Annotated in this window: 14 protein-coding genes; 7 read left to right on the top strand and 7 right to left on the bottom strand. The window is 69.5% G+C overall.

The genetic code is table 11. From position 1 onward, the window contains the following. Together AC1DZ6_RS06215 and wecB are read left to right on the top strand one after the other, a co-directional pair. The coding region (locus AC1DZ6_RS06215; protein ID WP_477096323.1) for a class I SAM-dependent methyltransferase at positions 1-1,090 on the top strand (1,090 nt) is incomplete at its 5' end. A 62-nt stretch (positions 1,091-1,152) separates the two neighbouring features. Continuing rightward, positions 1,153-2,205 carry a non-hydrolyzing UDP-N-acetylglucosamine 2-epimerase gene (wecB, locus tag AC1DZ6_RS06210; RefSeq protein WP_477096322.1) on the top strand — a complete coding sequence of 351 codons (1,053 nt, stop codon included), beginning with the start codon at positions 1,153-1,155 and terminating at the stop codon, positions 2,203-2,205. Here wecB and AC1DZ6_RS06205 read toward each other — a convergent pair. The 4 genes from AC1DZ6_RS06205 to AC1DZ6_RS06190 all read right to left on the bottom strand — a co-directional run bounded on the left by AC1DZ6_RS06205 (position 2,202) and on the right by AC1DZ6_RS06190 (position 6,228). Continuing rightward, positions 2,202-2,795 (bottom strand): acyltransferase, encoded by a 594-nt coding sequence (locus AC1DZ6_RS06205; RefSeq protein ID WP_477096321.1) that lies wholly within the window; start codon positions 2,793-2,795, stop codon positions 2,202-2,204. The genes wecB and AC1DZ6_RS06205 overlap by 4 nt on opposite strands. Before the next feature lie 61 nt (positions 2,796-2,856). Then, positions 2,857-4,005, bottom strand: coding sequence for a glycosyltransferase (locus AC1DZ6_RS06200; RefSeq protein ID WP_477096320.1), 1,149 nt, complete (start codon positions 4,003-4,005; stop codon positions 2,857-2,859). A 5-nt stretch (positions 4,006-4,010) separates the two neighbouring features. Further along, on the bottom strand, positions 4,011-5,168 hold the full coding sequence (locus tag AC1DZ6_RS06195; protein ID WP_477096319.1) for a DegT/DnrJ/EryC1/StrS family aminotransferase: 1,158 nt from the start codon (positions 5,166-5,168) through the stop codon (positions 4,011-4,013). 103 nt (positions 5,169-5,271) lie between these two features. Next, positions 5,272-6,228, bottom strand: coding sequence for a Gfo/Idh/MocA family protein (locus AC1DZ6_RS06190; protein ID WP_477096318.1), 957 nt, complete (start codon positions 6,226-6,228; stop codon positions 5,272-5,274). Between the two features lie 130 nt (positions 6,229-6,358). Here AC1DZ6_RS06190 and AC1DZ6_RS06185 point away from each other — a divergent pair, with 130 nt between their 5' ends. Beyond that, positions 6,359-7,561, top strand: coding sequence for a threonine ammonia-lyase (locus tag AC1DZ6_RS06185; RefSeq protein WP_477096317.1), 1,203 nt, complete (start codon positions 6,359-6,361; stop codon positions 7,559-7,561). 141 nt (positions 7,562-7,702) lie between these two features. On the opposite strand, the gene AC1DZ6_RS06180 is transcribed toward AC1DZ6_RS06185, so the two are convergent. Further along, positions 7,703-8,569 carry a UTP--glucose-1-phosphate uridylyltransferase gene (locus AC1DZ6_RS06180; RefSeq protein WP_477096316.1) on the bottom strand — a complete coding sequence of 289 codons (867 nt, stop codon included), beginning with the start codon at positions 8,567-8,569 and terminating at the stop codon, positions 7,703-7,705. Positions 8,570-8,752: 183 nt separating this feature from the next. On the opposite strand from AC1DZ6_RS06180, the gene AC1DZ6_RS06175 reads away from it, so the two are divergent. Further along, complete coding sequence (locus tag AC1DZ6_RS06175) at positions 8,753-9,271, top strand: FKBP-type peptidyl-prolyl cis-trans isomerase (protein ID WP_477096315.1); 519 nt, start codon at positions 8,753-8,755, stop codon at positions 9,269-9,271. On the opposite strand, the gene AC1DZ6_RS06170 is transcribed toward AC1DZ6_RS06175, so the two are convergent. After that, on the bottom strand, positions 9,268-9,900 hold the full coding sequence (locus tag AC1DZ6_RS06170) for a glutathione S-transferase N-terminal domain-containing protein (protein ID WP_477096314.1): 633 nt from the start codon (positions 9,898-9,900) through the stop codon (positions 9,268-9,270). The genes AC1DZ6_RS06175 and AC1DZ6_RS06170 overlap by 4 nt on opposite strands. Before the next feature lie 100 nt (positions 9,901-10,000). On the opposite strand from AC1DZ6_RS06170, the gene argE reads away from it, so the two are divergent. Then, positions 10,001-11,206, top strand: coding sequence for an acetylornithine deacetylase (gene argE, locus AC1DZ6_RS06165; RefSeq protein WP_477096313.1), 1,206 nt, complete (start codon positions 10,001-10,003; stop codon positions 11,204-11,206). Here the strand turns inward: argE and AC1DZ6_RS06160 are convergent. Continuing rightward, the gene (locus tag AC1DZ6_RS06160) at positions 11,169-12,236 is read right to left on the bottom strand and encodes a glycosyltransferase family 2 protein (RefSeq protein ID WP_477096312.1); all 1,068 of its coding nucleotides are present in this window, start codon (positions 12,234-12,236) and stop codon (positions 11,169-11,171) included. The genes argE and AC1DZ6_RS06160 overlap by 38 nt on opposite strands. Before the next feature lie 35 nt (positions 12,237-12,271). Here AC1DZ6_RS06160 and rfbC point away from each other — a divergent pair, with 35 nt between their 5' ends. Both rfbC and AC1DZ6_RS06150 read left to right on the top strand, forming a co-directional pair. Continuing rightward, positions 12,272-12,844: a dTDP-4-dehydrorhamnose 3,5-epimerase gene (gene rfbC, locus AC1DZ6_RS06155; protein ID WP_477096311.1), complete on the top strand. Its 573-nt coding sequence runs from the start codon at positions 12,272-12,274 to the stop codon at positions 12,842-12,844. After that, positions 12,841-13,710, top strand: coding sequence for an alpha/beta fold hydrolase (locus AC1DZ6_RS06150; RefSeq protein ID WP_477096310.1), 870 nt, complete (start codon positions 12,841-12,843; stop codon positions 13,708-13,710). The genes rfbC and AC1DZ6_RS06150 overlap by 4 nt, the downstream gene beginning before the upstream one ends. The last annotated feature ends 40 nt before the right edge of the window (positions 13,711-13,750 follow it).

Below are 13,750 nucleotides of genomic sequence, written 5' to 3'. Positions count from 1 at the left end.
CGTCACCACCACCAGCCGGCTGCTGCGCTACATCGAGATCCGCGACAGCCTCTCGGTTGAGGCCGATGGCAATGTCGTGGTGCTTCGCTCGTCCCTGCCCGACGTGACCGTCAACGACCTGGCGGGCGTCACCGTCCTGGGCGCCCGCACGGCCCGCCTGGTGTTCCGCACCGATGTCCGCGACCGCGAGCTGGACGTGGCGGTCACGCGCGACGACGGCGCTTCGCGGCTGCGCCTGTCGATGCCCTGGACCAGGCTGCCGGCGATCGACTGGGACGCCCCGCCCGGATTCAGCAACCCCACGCCCGTCACGCGAGGCCCTCGCCGCAAGGCCAAGCCCGTGACGCTGAAGGTGACGCCGACCGACGCGCCTTTCCCCGAATGGGCTCCGCTGTTCGAGGCGGCCCAGAGAAACGGCGACATCAGCTATGCCCACGTGGTCGGCAAGTATCCGCTGAGCTACTACCGCCGACGCCTGGCCGCCCTGGGCCTGTCCGGCTATGGCCGGGTGCTGGACGCGGGCGCGGGCTTTGGCCAGTGGAGCGCCGCCCTGGCCCTGGAAAACGATTCCGTGGTCGGCATGGAGATCCACGAGAAACGGCTGGAAACCGCCAGGGCGCTGATGGCCGACCTGGGGATCACCAACTACAACGCCGTCCCTGGCAACGTGAACGACCTGCCATTCGCCGACGCCTCGTTCGACGTCGTGTTCTGCTACGGCGTCCTGATGTTCGCCGACCGCGCCAAGGCCCTGGGCGAGTTCGCGCGGGTCCTGCGGCCCGGCGGCAAGCTCTATATCTGCACCAACGGTCCGGGCTGGTGGCTGAAGCTGGCGATCGAGAACGTCGTCAAGAACAAGGCGCTCTCCAAGACCGGACGCGACGCCTTCCGGGCCCGCAAGGGCGAGCATCCCTACAACTCGATCACCACGGCCGAGGTGCGCAAATGGTGCACGGAGGACCTGTGGAGCAGCGTCGACGCCGCCGGCGAGGGCCGGCTGGCCCTGGAGGGCGCGCCGCCCAAGCCGGTCTATCAGGGCAAGTATCTGGGCTTCGACAATGTCATCGAATGGGTGGCCGAACGTCGGTGAGAGGCTTGCCTCGCGGCCCCCAAGCAAGATAACCCGACGCACCTTTCGAGCCTGGTGAATCCATGTCCAAGAAAATCCTCACCGTCGTCGGCGCGCGGCCCCAGTTCGTGAAGGCCGCCGTGGTCAGCCGGGAGATCCGCGATCGCGCGGGCCTGGACGAGGTCCTGGTCCATACCGGCCAGCACTACGACGACAACATGTCGGACGTGTTCTTCCGCGAACTGGAAATCCCCAAGCCGCACCATTTCCTGGCGCTGGGCGGCGGTTCGCACGGGGCGATGACCGGCCGGATGCTGGAGGGGATCGAGCGGCTGATCCTCGACGAGGCGCCGGACGCCGTCATGGTCTATGGCGACACCAACTCCACCGTGGCCGGCGCCATGGCGGCGGTGAAGCTCCATGTGCCCGTGGTCCATGTCGAGGCCGGCCTGCGGTCGTTCGACCGGCGGATGCCCGAGGAGATCAACCGGATCGTCACCGACCACGTCTCGGCCCTGCTGCTGTGCCCCACCGATGGGGCCGTCGAGCACCTGAAGGCCGAGGGGATCACCTCGGGCGTGCGGATGGTCGGCGACGTGATGTACGACGCCACCCTGTTCGCGATCGAGCGGTCGAAAGCCGCCTCGACCGTGCTGGCCGACATGGGCCTTGTCGAGGGCGAATACGCCCTGTGCACGATCCACCGCGCCAACAACACGGTCGACGCCGACGGCCTGCAGGCGATCCTGAGCTATGTGGTCGAACAGGCCGGCGGGCGGCCGGTGGTGTTCCCGGTCCACCCCCGGACGCGCCAGCTGATGGAAGGCCAGAACCTCGACCTGAGCGGGTTCCGGCTCACCGATCCCCTCGGCTATTTCGACCTGCACCGGTTGCTGGCCTCGTGCGCCCTGGTGCTCACCGATTCCGGCGGCCTGCAGAAGGAAGCCTATTTCCACCGCAAGTCCTGCGTCACGCTGCGCGACGCCACCGAGTGGGTCGAGACGGTGGACGCCGGCTGGAACCGGCTTTGGACGACGCCGGACTTCGTCAGCCCGCGCCGCGAGATCGCCGACTACGGCGACGGCCACGCGGCGCGAGCGGCCGTCGACGCGATCGACGATCTGCTGAAAGGCTAGAGCTCGGAGTTCGGACCCTTTTCCACGCGGGTCAGACGGCCGTCACTTTCCTCGTAGCGGTCGCCGGTGCGGGCGCAGACCAGATCCTTGCCCAGGACCTCGCCCGAGTGGCTGACCCAGCCGATGCGCTTGGCCGGAACGCCGGCCATCAGGGCGAAGGGCGTGACGTCCTTGGTCACCACCGCCCCGGCGGCGATCAGGCAGTATTCGCCCAGTTCGTGGCCGCAGACGATGGTGGCGTTGGCGCCGATCGTCGCGCCGCGGCGGACCGGGGTCTTGCGGAACTCGGACTTGCGGCTGATCTGGGCGCGGGGCGTCGTCACGTTGGTGAACACGCACGACGGGCCGCAGAACACGCCCTCTTCCAGCACGACGCCGTCATAGAGGCTGACATTGTTCTGGATCTTGCAGTCGTCGCCGATGGTCACGGTGTCGGAGACCACGACGTTCTGGCCGATGGACACGTTCTTGCCGACGCGAGCGCCCTTCAGAACGTGGCTGAAGTGCCAGACCTTGGTGCCCGCGCCGATCTGCGCGCCATCATCGACGATGGCGGAGGCGTGGACGAAGTACGTAGGAGCATCAGTCATTTAGCGACCCTGTTTGCGTTTAAGCCGTGTATCCGATCGAGCGGCGTGTTTGTCCAGCCGCCTAGGCCCGGCGCATCCAGCCCAGCAGCATCGCCGCCGCGGCGTCGGGATCGAAGATCGGCTCGCCGGACGGCGAGGCCGATCGGCGGCGCAGCGAACGCAGCACGCTCAGCGGTTCGGGCCAGGGCGCCAGCGCCGGCGTGCGCCAGGGGCCCGATCCGATGGCCACGATCGGCGCGCCGACCGCGCGGTATTCGACGACCTTGCTGGGCGGCACATGGGTCTTGGACGAGCCGACGAAGGCCAGGGCGTCGGCGGCGCGCTGCAGGGACAGGGCCTCCTCCAGCCGCAGCACGCCGTGCAGGGTGACCGCCTCGGGCGGGACCATGGCCCGGATCACGGCGACCTCGCGTCCGCTGAGCCGGCCGGCCAGGTGCAGATGCAGCTCCGGCCGCTCGGCCCGGGCCGTCTCGAACAGGGTCAGCAGCTCCTCGATGCGGGTCTCGGGGTCCGACAGCGAGAACGATCCCGTGTGGACAACATGCAGCCGGTCGGCCGCCAGCCGGGCCGGCGCCGCCGCCGCGACCGTTTCGGCGCTGGGGCCCAGGTGCGGCAGGACCCGCGCGTCGCGCGCCCCGAAGCGGGTCAGTTCGGCCACCACCTCCGGATCGACGCCGAAGACCAGGTCGGCGTCGCGCATCAGCCCGGCCGCGATCAGGCGCTCGCCCGTCCGCCGCAGCGGATTGAGCCGTTCGCGGCGATGCGGACGCACCAGCCAATGGTCGCGGAAGTCCATCGCCCAGCGGGCGCCCAGGCCGCGCGCCAACCGGCGGCCGGCCACGTGGATCGATTCSGGCGGGCTGGTGCTGAGCACCCAGTCCGGACGCCAGGCGGGCGGCGCTGCCAGCGCCGCGCGGGCCGCGCGCAAACACCAGCGGACGTCAGGATCGGGCCAGAGCAGCAGCTCCCGCGCCAGGTTTCGTGGGTCGAAGCGCGGCGGACCGGCGTCGATCGCCGGATCCGCCTGGGGCCGGGGAACGGCGAGGCCTTCCTCGCCCTCGGGCAGTTGAGGCGCCACCACGTAGACGCGCGCGCCGGCCCGACGCAGGCCCTGGGCCAGCAGGACGGGGCGTCGCGCCCCTCCCGAGACCGCCGGCGGATAGTGGCGGGTCAGCAGCAGTATGGACGGCTGTTCCAACCCGCCGGTCACCGGCGTCAGCCGTTGAAGCTGCGGACCGCCTCGATGATCCGGTCCTGGACCTCGGGTTCCAGATAGGGGTGCATCGGCAGGCTGATCACCCGTTCGGCCTTGGCTTCCGAGACGGGCAGGCCGCCGGGAGCCGGATAGACCGAATAGACGTCCTGCTTGTGCATCGGGATCGGGTAATAGACCGCCGTCGGCACGCCCTGGGTCTTCAGGTGAGCGGCCAGGCCGTCGCGGTCGTCGTGCTCGACGGTGTACTGGGCCCAGGTCGAGAGCCCGCCCTTCAGGACGGCCGGCGTCGAGGCGACGTGGCCCTTCAGGCCCTCGTTGTAGCGGGCGGCGACGGCGTTGCGCTGCTCGATCTCGGTGGCGAAGATCGCCAGCTTCTCGATCAGGATCGCGGCCTGCACGGTGTCGAGGCGGCTGTTCATGCCGATGCGCACGTTCAGATACTTCGGGTCGTGGTCGAAGGTCTTGCCGGCGATGTCGCTCTTGGTGGCCTTGCCGTGCACGCGCAGGCTGTCCATGCGCTCGAACAGCGCCGGATCGTCGGTCAGGACCGCGCCGCCGTCGCCGTAGCAGCCCAAGGGCTTGGCCGGGAAGAAGCTGGTGGTGGTGGCGTCGGCCCAATGGCCGGGGTGCTTGCCGTCGATGGTGCAGCCGAAGCCCTGGGCGCTGTCGGCGATCAGCTTCATGCCGTGCTTCTTGGCGATCGCCGAGATGGCCGGATAGTCGGCGGGCTGGCCGAACAGATCGACGGCGATGACCACCTTGGGCGTCAGGCGGCCTTCGGCCTTGATCGCCAGGATCGCGGCCTCGAGGCGCTCGGGATCCATGTTGTAGGTGTCGGGGCGGATATCGACGAACACCGGGGTGGCGCCGGTCCAGGGGATCACCTCGCCGGTCGCGGCGAAGGTGAAGCTGGGGCAGAACACCGCGTCGCCCGGACCCACGTCCCAGCCCATCAGCGGCAGCACGATGGCGTCGGTGCCGTTGGCGCACGACAGGGCGTGCTTGGCGCCCGCGAACTCGGCCAGCTGGGCCTCGAACGTCTTGACGTCAGGACCCATGATGTAGGCGCCGCTGTCGAGCACGCGGGCGATGGCGGCGTCGATCTTCGGACGAAGCAGACGTTGCTGGGCGGCCAGGTCGATGAAGGCGATGCTCATGAAACGGTATCCATATCTATGCTGTTGGGCCGCTGCTTAGAGTCTCGGCCCGATTTTCGCGAAACAAACCCCGTAACCGTTTGTTGCGCGAGCGATCCTTCGACTATTGCGCGCCGTCCGAGGCGACCAGCACCCGCAGAACCGCCAGGGCCTCGTCGGCGTCGGTCCGCACCGGCGCGCCGGCGCAGGCTTCCAGGAAGTGGCGGCATTCCGCGCGCAGCGGCTCGTCGGCGGGATAGGGCATCGGCTCGGCGTCGGCCTTCTTGGGCTCGGGGGCCCGTCCGGTGGCGTCGATCGTGTGGCGATAGAGGCGCAGCTTGTCCTCCGGCTTGGCCGCCGAGTCCTCGAACACGGCCATGGCCTTCTCGCCGACGACGACCAGGCGGTGCTCCTTGAAGGGGTGCAGCCACGAGGCGAAGACGTGGGCGCGGCCGCCGGACGCGAAGGTCATGTTCAGCCGGAACTCGTCCTCGATGCCGGGCGTCACATAGGCGCCGCCGCTGCCGGTGACCGAGGTGGGCTCCTCGCCGAACAGGGCCAGCAGCATCGAGACGTCGTGGGGCGCGAAGCTCCAGTTGACGTCTTCCTCGATGCGGAACTTGCCCAGGCTCAGGCGGTGCGAATAGGCGTAGCGCAGCGGACCCAGCACGCCGTCGCGCACGGCCTGCAGCAGGGTGACGAAGGCCGGGTGATACTGCAGCAGGTGGCCGACCATCAGCGCCTTGCCGGCGGCCTGGGCCGCGGCCTTCATGCGCTCGCCGTCTTCCAGCGTCAGGGCGATCGGCTTCTCGACGAACACGTGCTTGCCGGCGGCGAAGGCGGCCAGCGCCAGGTCGGCGTGCAGCTCGGCGGGGGCGGCGATGGCGACGCCGGCGATCTCCGGATCGGCCAGGGCCTGCTCATAGCTCAGCGCCTTGACGCCATGCAGCTTGGCCTGAGCCTCGGCGGCGGCGGGAGACGGGTCGACGACGGCCTTCAGGGCGCCCAATTCGGCGAAGTTGCGGACCAGGTTCTTGCCCCAGTAGCCGCAACCGACCACTGCCACGCCAGACGTCGTCATTATGTCCACAACCTAACCTTGATATCGGAGCTGCGGCTATATCGCCCCGGGGGAAGGCCGTAAAGGCCGCGCGACGCGGGACGATCACCGACGACTAGCCTCCGCGCGCTCCAGCGGTTACTGGGTCTCCATGACCCTCGACATCACCTCCATCCGCGCCGCCGCCGGTCGTCTCGCCGGCCAGATCGAGCGCACGCCGTGCCGCTACTCGCGGACGCTGTCCAAGATCACCGGCGCGGAAGTCTGGGTGAAGTTCGAGAACCTGCAGTTCACCGCCGCCTACAAGGAGCGCGGCGCGCTGAACAAGCTGATGCTGCTGTCGGCCGCCGAGAAGGCCCAGGGCGTCATCGCCGCCAGCGCCGGCAACCACGCCCAGGGCCTGGCCTATCACGGCGCGCGCCTCGGCGTGCCGGTGACCATCGTGATGCCCAAGACCACGCCGTTCATCAAGGTCCAGCACACCCGCGATTTCGGGGCCACGGTGGTCATCGAAGGCGAGACCTATGACGACGCCAGYGCCCACGCCCGCAAACTGCAGGAAGAGCAGGGCCTGATCTTCGTCCACCCGTTCGACGACTACGACATCATGGCCGGCCAGGGCACCATCGCCCTGGAGATGCTGGAAGACGCGCCCGACCTGGAGATCCTGCCGGTGCCGATCGGCGGCGGCGGCCTGATCAGCGGCGTGGCCACGGCGGCCAAGGCCGTCAAGCCCGACATCCGGATCATCGGCTGCGAGCCGGCCATGTATCCGTCCTTCACCGCCAAGATGCGCGGCGTCGTGGCTCATTGCGGCGGCCAGACCATCGCCGAGGGCGTGGCGGTCAAGCAGGTCGGCGAGCTGACCTACGGCGTCGCCCGGCCGCTGATCGACGACGTGCTGTTGCTGGAAGAGCCGCATATCGAGCAGGCCGTGGCCCTGTACTGCAACGTCGAGAAGACGATCGCTGAAGGCGCGGGCGCGGCCTCGCTGGCGGCCCTGCTGGCCTATCCCGAGCGGTTCCGCGGCAAGAAATGCGGCCTGATCCTGTGCGGCGGCAACATCGACACCCGCCTGCTGGCCTCGGTCCTGACCCGCGAGCTGGTCCGCGCCCAGCGCCTGGTGTCGCTGCGCATCGTCGGCGACGACCGCCCGGGCCTGCTGTCCACCGTGGCCAGCGTCATCGGCTCGATGGGCGCCAACATCATCGAGGTGAACCACAACCGCCTGGCCCTGGACGTGCCGGCCAAGGGCGCGGAGTTCGACATCACCATCGAGACCCGCGACGCCCAGCACACCCAGGACGTCATGAACGCCCTGCGCGAGAAGGGCTACCCGCCGCGCGCGGTGTAAGTCAGATCCTCCCCAGAGGGGCGATCGCATATGAGCAAAAACGGTTGTCATCCCGGACGAGCGCGCAGCGCGCAGATCCGGGATGACAACCGTTTTTGATCGGATGGGGACAGGCGCATGCGCCTGCCCCCAGTCCAGAATCTACAGCAGCCCCTTGATCATTTCCCGCGCCGCGTCGGCCAGGTCCGGACGCTTCAGCGCCAGGGCCACGTTCGCCCGCAGCAGGCCGATCTTGTCGCCGCAGTCATAGGTCTCGCCCTCGTATTCCAGGGCGTGGAAGTCCTGGGTCTTCAGCAGGGTCAGCATCGAGTCGGTCAGCTGGATCTCGCCGCCGGCGCCCTTGCCCTGCTGGGCCAGGAGGTCGAAGATTTCCGGCTGCAGGATGTAGCGGCCCGAGATGAACAGGTTCGAGGGCTCGGTCCCCTTGGCCGGCTTCTCGACCATGCCGGTCATGCGGTTCAGGCGACCGTCCTGGCCGTCCAGGGCCACGATGCCGTACTGGTGAGCCATGCCCTCGGGAGCCGGCTCGACCACCACGATGTTGCCGCCCTTCTGGTCGTAGGCCTCGATGGCCTGGGCCAGGGCCGGCGTGCTGGCCGACATCACCATGTCGGGCAGCATCACCGCGAACGGCTCGTCGCCGATGATGTCGCGGGCGCACCACACCGCGTGACCCAGGCCCAGCGGGGCCATCTGGCGCACGAAGCTCATCTCGCCGGGCTTGGGCAGTTCGCCCAGCAGCTCTTCCAGCAGGGCGGTCTTGCCCTTGGCGGCCAGAGCGGCCTCCAGCTCGACCTGGTGGTCGAAATAGTCCTCGATCGYGCCCTTGTTGCGCCCCGTCACGAAGACGAAGTGCTCGATGCCCGCGGCGCGGCCTTCCTCGACGATGTACGACAGGATCGGCCTGTCCACGACGTTGAGCAGCTCCTTCGGGGTGGTCTTCGTGCCGGGCAAGACCCGGGTGCCGAAGCCCGCGACGGGAAGGACGGCTTTGCGGACGGGTTTCATGAGGGCCTCGTGAAGGTCACTGGGAGGGTCACTGGGTGGGGACGGTTTCTAGGGCGCGCCGCGATCTCGCGCCACCACTGTTCTGTGACTATCCGTCTCAAACCTGAGAGTGCCGAAAATCGGCGCGCGGGAGCGGACGAAATGGTCTAGCACGGACGAATGTTCCCCGGAGCCCGACGTCCCATGGTCCGCCCCCTCGGTTTTGCTCTCGCCGCCTTCGCCCTCGGCGCGACCCTGGCCTTGTCGGCCTGCGGTCCCAGCAAGAAGCAGCAGGAAAGTCTGGCCGCCGCCCAGGTCTTCATGACCCAGAACGCCAAGCAGCCCGGCGTCGTCACCCTGGCCGACGGCCTGCAGTACAAGATCGTCCGCTCGGGCCCCGTCGACGGCCCCAAGCCGAACCCCGTCGACGAGGTCAAGGTCAACTACGAGGGCAAGCTGGTCGACGGCACGGTGTTCGACAGCTCCTACGAGCGCGGCGTGCCCGCCTCGTTCCCGCTGCAGGGCCTGGTGCCGGCCTGGAAGGAAGCCCTGGTCATGATGCGGCCCGGCGACGAGTGGACGCTCTATGTCCCGCCGGAACTGGGCTACGGCGCCCAGGACAAGGGCCCGATCCCCGGCAACAGCGTGATGATCTTCCGCATCGAGCTGATCGATGTTCTGCCCATGAAGATCCAGGCGCCCAAGCAGCGCCCGCCGGCCTAGGTCTTCAGCACCGCCATCCCCCGCCGCACGGCGGCCCGCTCGCCGACCAGATCCAGCCAGCGCCGCACGGCCGGCAACGGGGGGCGATCGGGCTGGATCTTCTCCAGGATCTCCAGCGACGCCTGGGTCCAGGCGAAGCAGGCGATGTCGGCGATCGAATAGTCCATGCCCGCCAGGTACTGAACCGCCTCCAGCCGTCGATCCATCACCCCCAGCAGCCGCCGCACCTCGTCGGCGAAGCGGTCGATGGCCAGTTCGATCGGCTCGGGCGCGCGCAGGGCGAAATAGCCCAGCTGGCCGGCCATCGGCCCCAGGCCGCCCACCTGCCAGAAGGTCCATTCCAGCGCCGCCACCCGGTTCGGGCCCGAAGGAGCCAGCAGCTTGCCGGTCTTTTCGGCCAGATAAACCAGGATCGCCCCGCTCTCGAACACCGACTGCGGCCCGTCCGGGGTGTCATGGTCGACGATGGCGGGGATCTTGTTGTTGGGCGAGATGGTGAGGAAGTCGGGCGCGAATTGCTGGTTCTGGCCGATGTCGACCGGATGGACCCGGTACTCCAGCCCCATCTCTTCCAGGGCGATCGGGACCTTGCGGCCGTTGGGCGTGGTCCAGGTGTAGAGGTCGATCATGGCCTGCGTCTCCGCTCATCTTCGGAGCATAGAACGCGAAGCGGGCCGTTAGGGCTCAGCCCCGGTAGGCGCGCGCCGGTCGCCGCGCTAGGGTCACGCCATGCCTTCCTCCGAAATCGCTTCGTCGCCCGTCTCGTCGTCAGAAGTCCTGGCCGCCCGCGCCGTCGACATCCTGGCCACCCTGGTGGCCTTCGACACCACCTCGCGGCTGTCCAACCTGGCCCTGATCGAGTGGGTCGAGGCCTATCTGGGCGACCTCGGCGTCGCCTCGCGGCGAGTGCCGAACCACGACGGGACCAAGAGCAACCTGCTGGCCAGCATCGGACCGGCGATCCCGGGCGGCGTCGTGCTGTCGGGCCACACCGACGTGGTGCCGGTCGACGGCCAGCCCTGGAGCAGCGACCCCTTCGTCCTGACCCCGCGCGACGGCCGCCTCTACGGTCGCGGAACCTGCGACATGAAGGGGTTCCTGGCCCTGGCCCTGGCGGCCGCGCCGGACCTGGCCCGGGCCGAGCTGAACCGCCCCGTCCACCTGGCCTTCTCGTATGACGAGGAGATCGGCTGCCTGGGCGCGCCGGACATGATCGCGGTGATCGCCGGCGAACTGCCCCGCCCGGCCCTGGTGGTGGTGGGCGAGCCCACCGACATGGTCGCCGTGCGCGGCCACAAGGGCATCGCCAGCTTCCGCGTCACGGTCACCGGCCGCGAAGCCCATTCCAGCCTGACCCACCTGGGCGTCTCGGCCAACATGGTCGCCATCAAGCTGATGAACCATCTGGTCGAGCTGTCCGAACGGCTGGAGCGCGAGGCCGACCCGGCGTCGTTGTTCACCCCCAAGGGCGCGACCCTGACCGTCGGCCAGGTCAACGGCGGCACGGCGGTCAACATCCTGGCGCGGCAGTGCGTGTTCATCTTCGACCTGCGGATGCCCGCCGGCCTGGACGCCAAGACGATCTTGGCCGACTTCTTCGCCCTGGCCGAAAAACTGGACGCCGAGGTCAAGGCCAAGGCCTCCGAAGGGGGCGTGGTGGTCGAGACGCGGTCGATGACCCCGGCCTTCGCGCCCGAGATCGACGGGGCGGCCGAGACCTTCGCCCGCCGCATCGCCGGCGACAACGGCCCGCCGCGCGTGGTGCCCTACGCCGCCGAGGCCGGACAATTCCAGGGGGCGGGCTTCTCGACCGTGATCTGCGGTCCCGGCTCTATCGACCAGGCACACCAGCCCGACGAATATGTCGAGGTCAGCCAGATGGAGCGCGGCGCGGCCTTCATGCGTCGGCTGATCGAGGACCWCTCGGCGGCTTGATCACGCTGCGCATGCCCAGCAGGTCCAGCGGGTTCCAGGTCATGGCCGCGGCGATCTCAGCGGCGGCGGCGGTGCGGCCGGCCTGAAGCGCGCGACGGGCGGTCAGGGCGGGACCCAGGTCCTTCAAGGCCGCCACGACGCCCCGCCAGGCGGGCGCCGCCTCGCCGCGCGTCAGGTGCCGGACCAGCAGGATCAGGGTGGCCAGCACGTGCAGCGGCGCGGTCCACCACAGGGCCGCCGGCGTGTTCTTCACATAGACCCAGATGCGGTTGCGCGACCCGTGGAACAGCGAGAAGTCGGAGCGCACGCCGGTCGAGGCCGACCCCATGTGATCGACCACCGCCTTGGGGGCCAGCAGGGTGGGTTCGCCGATCAGCCGCAGGCGGTAGCCCAGGTCGACGTCCTCGCAATAGCAGAAGAACCGCTCGTCGAACCCGCCCAGCCGCAGGAACAGCGCCCGATCGATCAGCATCGCCGCGCCGCAGGCCGAGAAGGTCTCGCCTTCCGGCACGGCGGACGGCGCGGGGTTGTGGTAGCCGCCACGATAGGGAAAGCCCGCCCCGGTCATGACGTCGCCCGTGCCGTCCAGCAGGGCGGGCTGGGCGGCGTCGCGCTGCAGCGAGGTGAAGCAGTTCACGCGGGGCCGGCGCTGGGCCATCGCCGTCAACTGGGCCAGCCAGTCCGGGGCCGCGAAGGCGTCGGGATTGAGCAGGGCCAGCCAGCGACCGCGCGCCTCTCGCGCCGCCAGGTTGTTGCCGGCCGCGAAGCCCAGATTGGCGCCGGGCTGCAGGAAGCGGATCGCCGGATCGGCCGCCGCCGCCGCCCGCGGGGCGCCGTCGCTCGAGGCGTTATCGACCAGCAGGATCTCGAAATCGGTGAAGGTCTGGGCGCGCAGGGCGTCCAGGCAACGCGCCAGGGTCGGGCCGCTTTCGTAGGACACGATGATCACGCTGATCGCCGGCGATCCGTCCGTGGAGGATCCGCTCATCGGCGATCCGTCGCTCTTGCCATTGCCGGTGGGGCGAGCCATGCGTGGCGCACTCGTTTCCTGAGAAGGTTTGGTCCGTGAAAATCACACCGTTGGCGATTCCCGAGGTGCTGCTTATCACGCCGGCGCGCCATGGCGACGAGCGGGGTTGGTTTTCCGAGACATTCCGGGCGTCCGCCCTCGACGAGGCCGACTTCTCGGGCGGCCCGTTCGTCCAGGACAACCACGCGCGCTCGGCGACGCGCGGCGTCCTGCGCGGCCTGCACTTCCAGGCGCCGCCTCACGCCCAGGACAAGCTGGTGCGCTGCGTGCGCGGCGCGATCTTCGACGTCGCCGTCGATATCCGAAAGGGCTCGCCGACCTATGGCCGCTGGGTCGGGGCCGAGCTTTCGGCCGACAACGGCGCGCAGCTGCTGGCGCCCAAGGGCTTCGCCCACGCCTACTGCACCCTGACCGACGACTGCGAGGTGATCTACAAGGTCACCGGCTACTACGCGCCCCAGTCCGAGGGGACCCTGCGCTGGAACGATCCAGCCCTGGCCATCGACTGGGGTGTCGCGCCCGGCGACATCACCACCAACGCCCGAGACGCCGCCGCCCCGCTGCTGGCCGAGCTCGACAGCCCGTTCGGATACGGAGACGCCGCGTGAGCTTCACCGACCTGACCTGGACCGCGCAGGACGGCCTGGCCCTGCACGCCCGCGACTATGCGCCGACCGCCCCGGCGGCCGGCGTTCCGGTGATCTGCATCCACGGCCTGACGCGCAACGCCCGCGACTTCGAGGACCTGGCGCCGCGCCTCGCCGCCCTGGGCCGCCGGGTCATCGCCGTGGACGTGCGCGGCCGGGGCCGCTCGGCCCGCGACCCCCAGCCGCTGAACTATCACCCCGGAACCTATGCGATGGATGTCGTGGCCCTGCTCGAGGCGACGGGGATCGACCGGGCGGCCTTCATCGGCACCAGCATGGGCGGGATCATCGCCATGGTGCTGGCCTCGATCCGCCCCGAGGCGATCGTCGGAACAGTGCTGAACGACGTCGGCCCCGAGCTGTCGCCGGTCGGCCTGAAGCGGATCGGCGGCTATGTCGGCGGCGGCTCGGCCTTCGCGACCTGGGACGAGGCGGCCGCTTACGCCAAGGCGATCAACGGCGCGGCGTTCCCCGGCTACACCGACGCCGACTGGGCCGGCTTCGCGCGCCGGCTGGTGGACGAGACGCCCGAGGGAACCCTGGTCCTGGCCTACGATCCCGACATCGCCGCGCCGTTCAAGGCCGCCGACCCGGACGCCCCGCCCGCCGACATGACCCCGCTGTTCCGCGCCCTGGCCGCCTGCGGGCCGCTGCTGCTGGTGCGCGGCGGGATCTCCGACCTGATCGACCCGCCGATCGTCGCGCGGATGCGCGCGGCCGTCTCCGCCATGGCCTATGTCGAGGTCTCGAACGTCGGCCATGCGCCGATGCTGACCGAGCCCGAGGCCTGGGACGCGATCGCCGCCTTCCTGGCCCGAGTCGACTAGGCTTCGTTCGGCTATCGAAGCCCCACGGCAAATGATATTC

The organism is Caulobacter sp. P1_B12_2 (assembly GCF_056406675.1).
The sequence above is the reverse complement of the archived record's forward strand: the minus strand, read 5'-3'. Positions and strand labels throughout refer to the sequence as shown.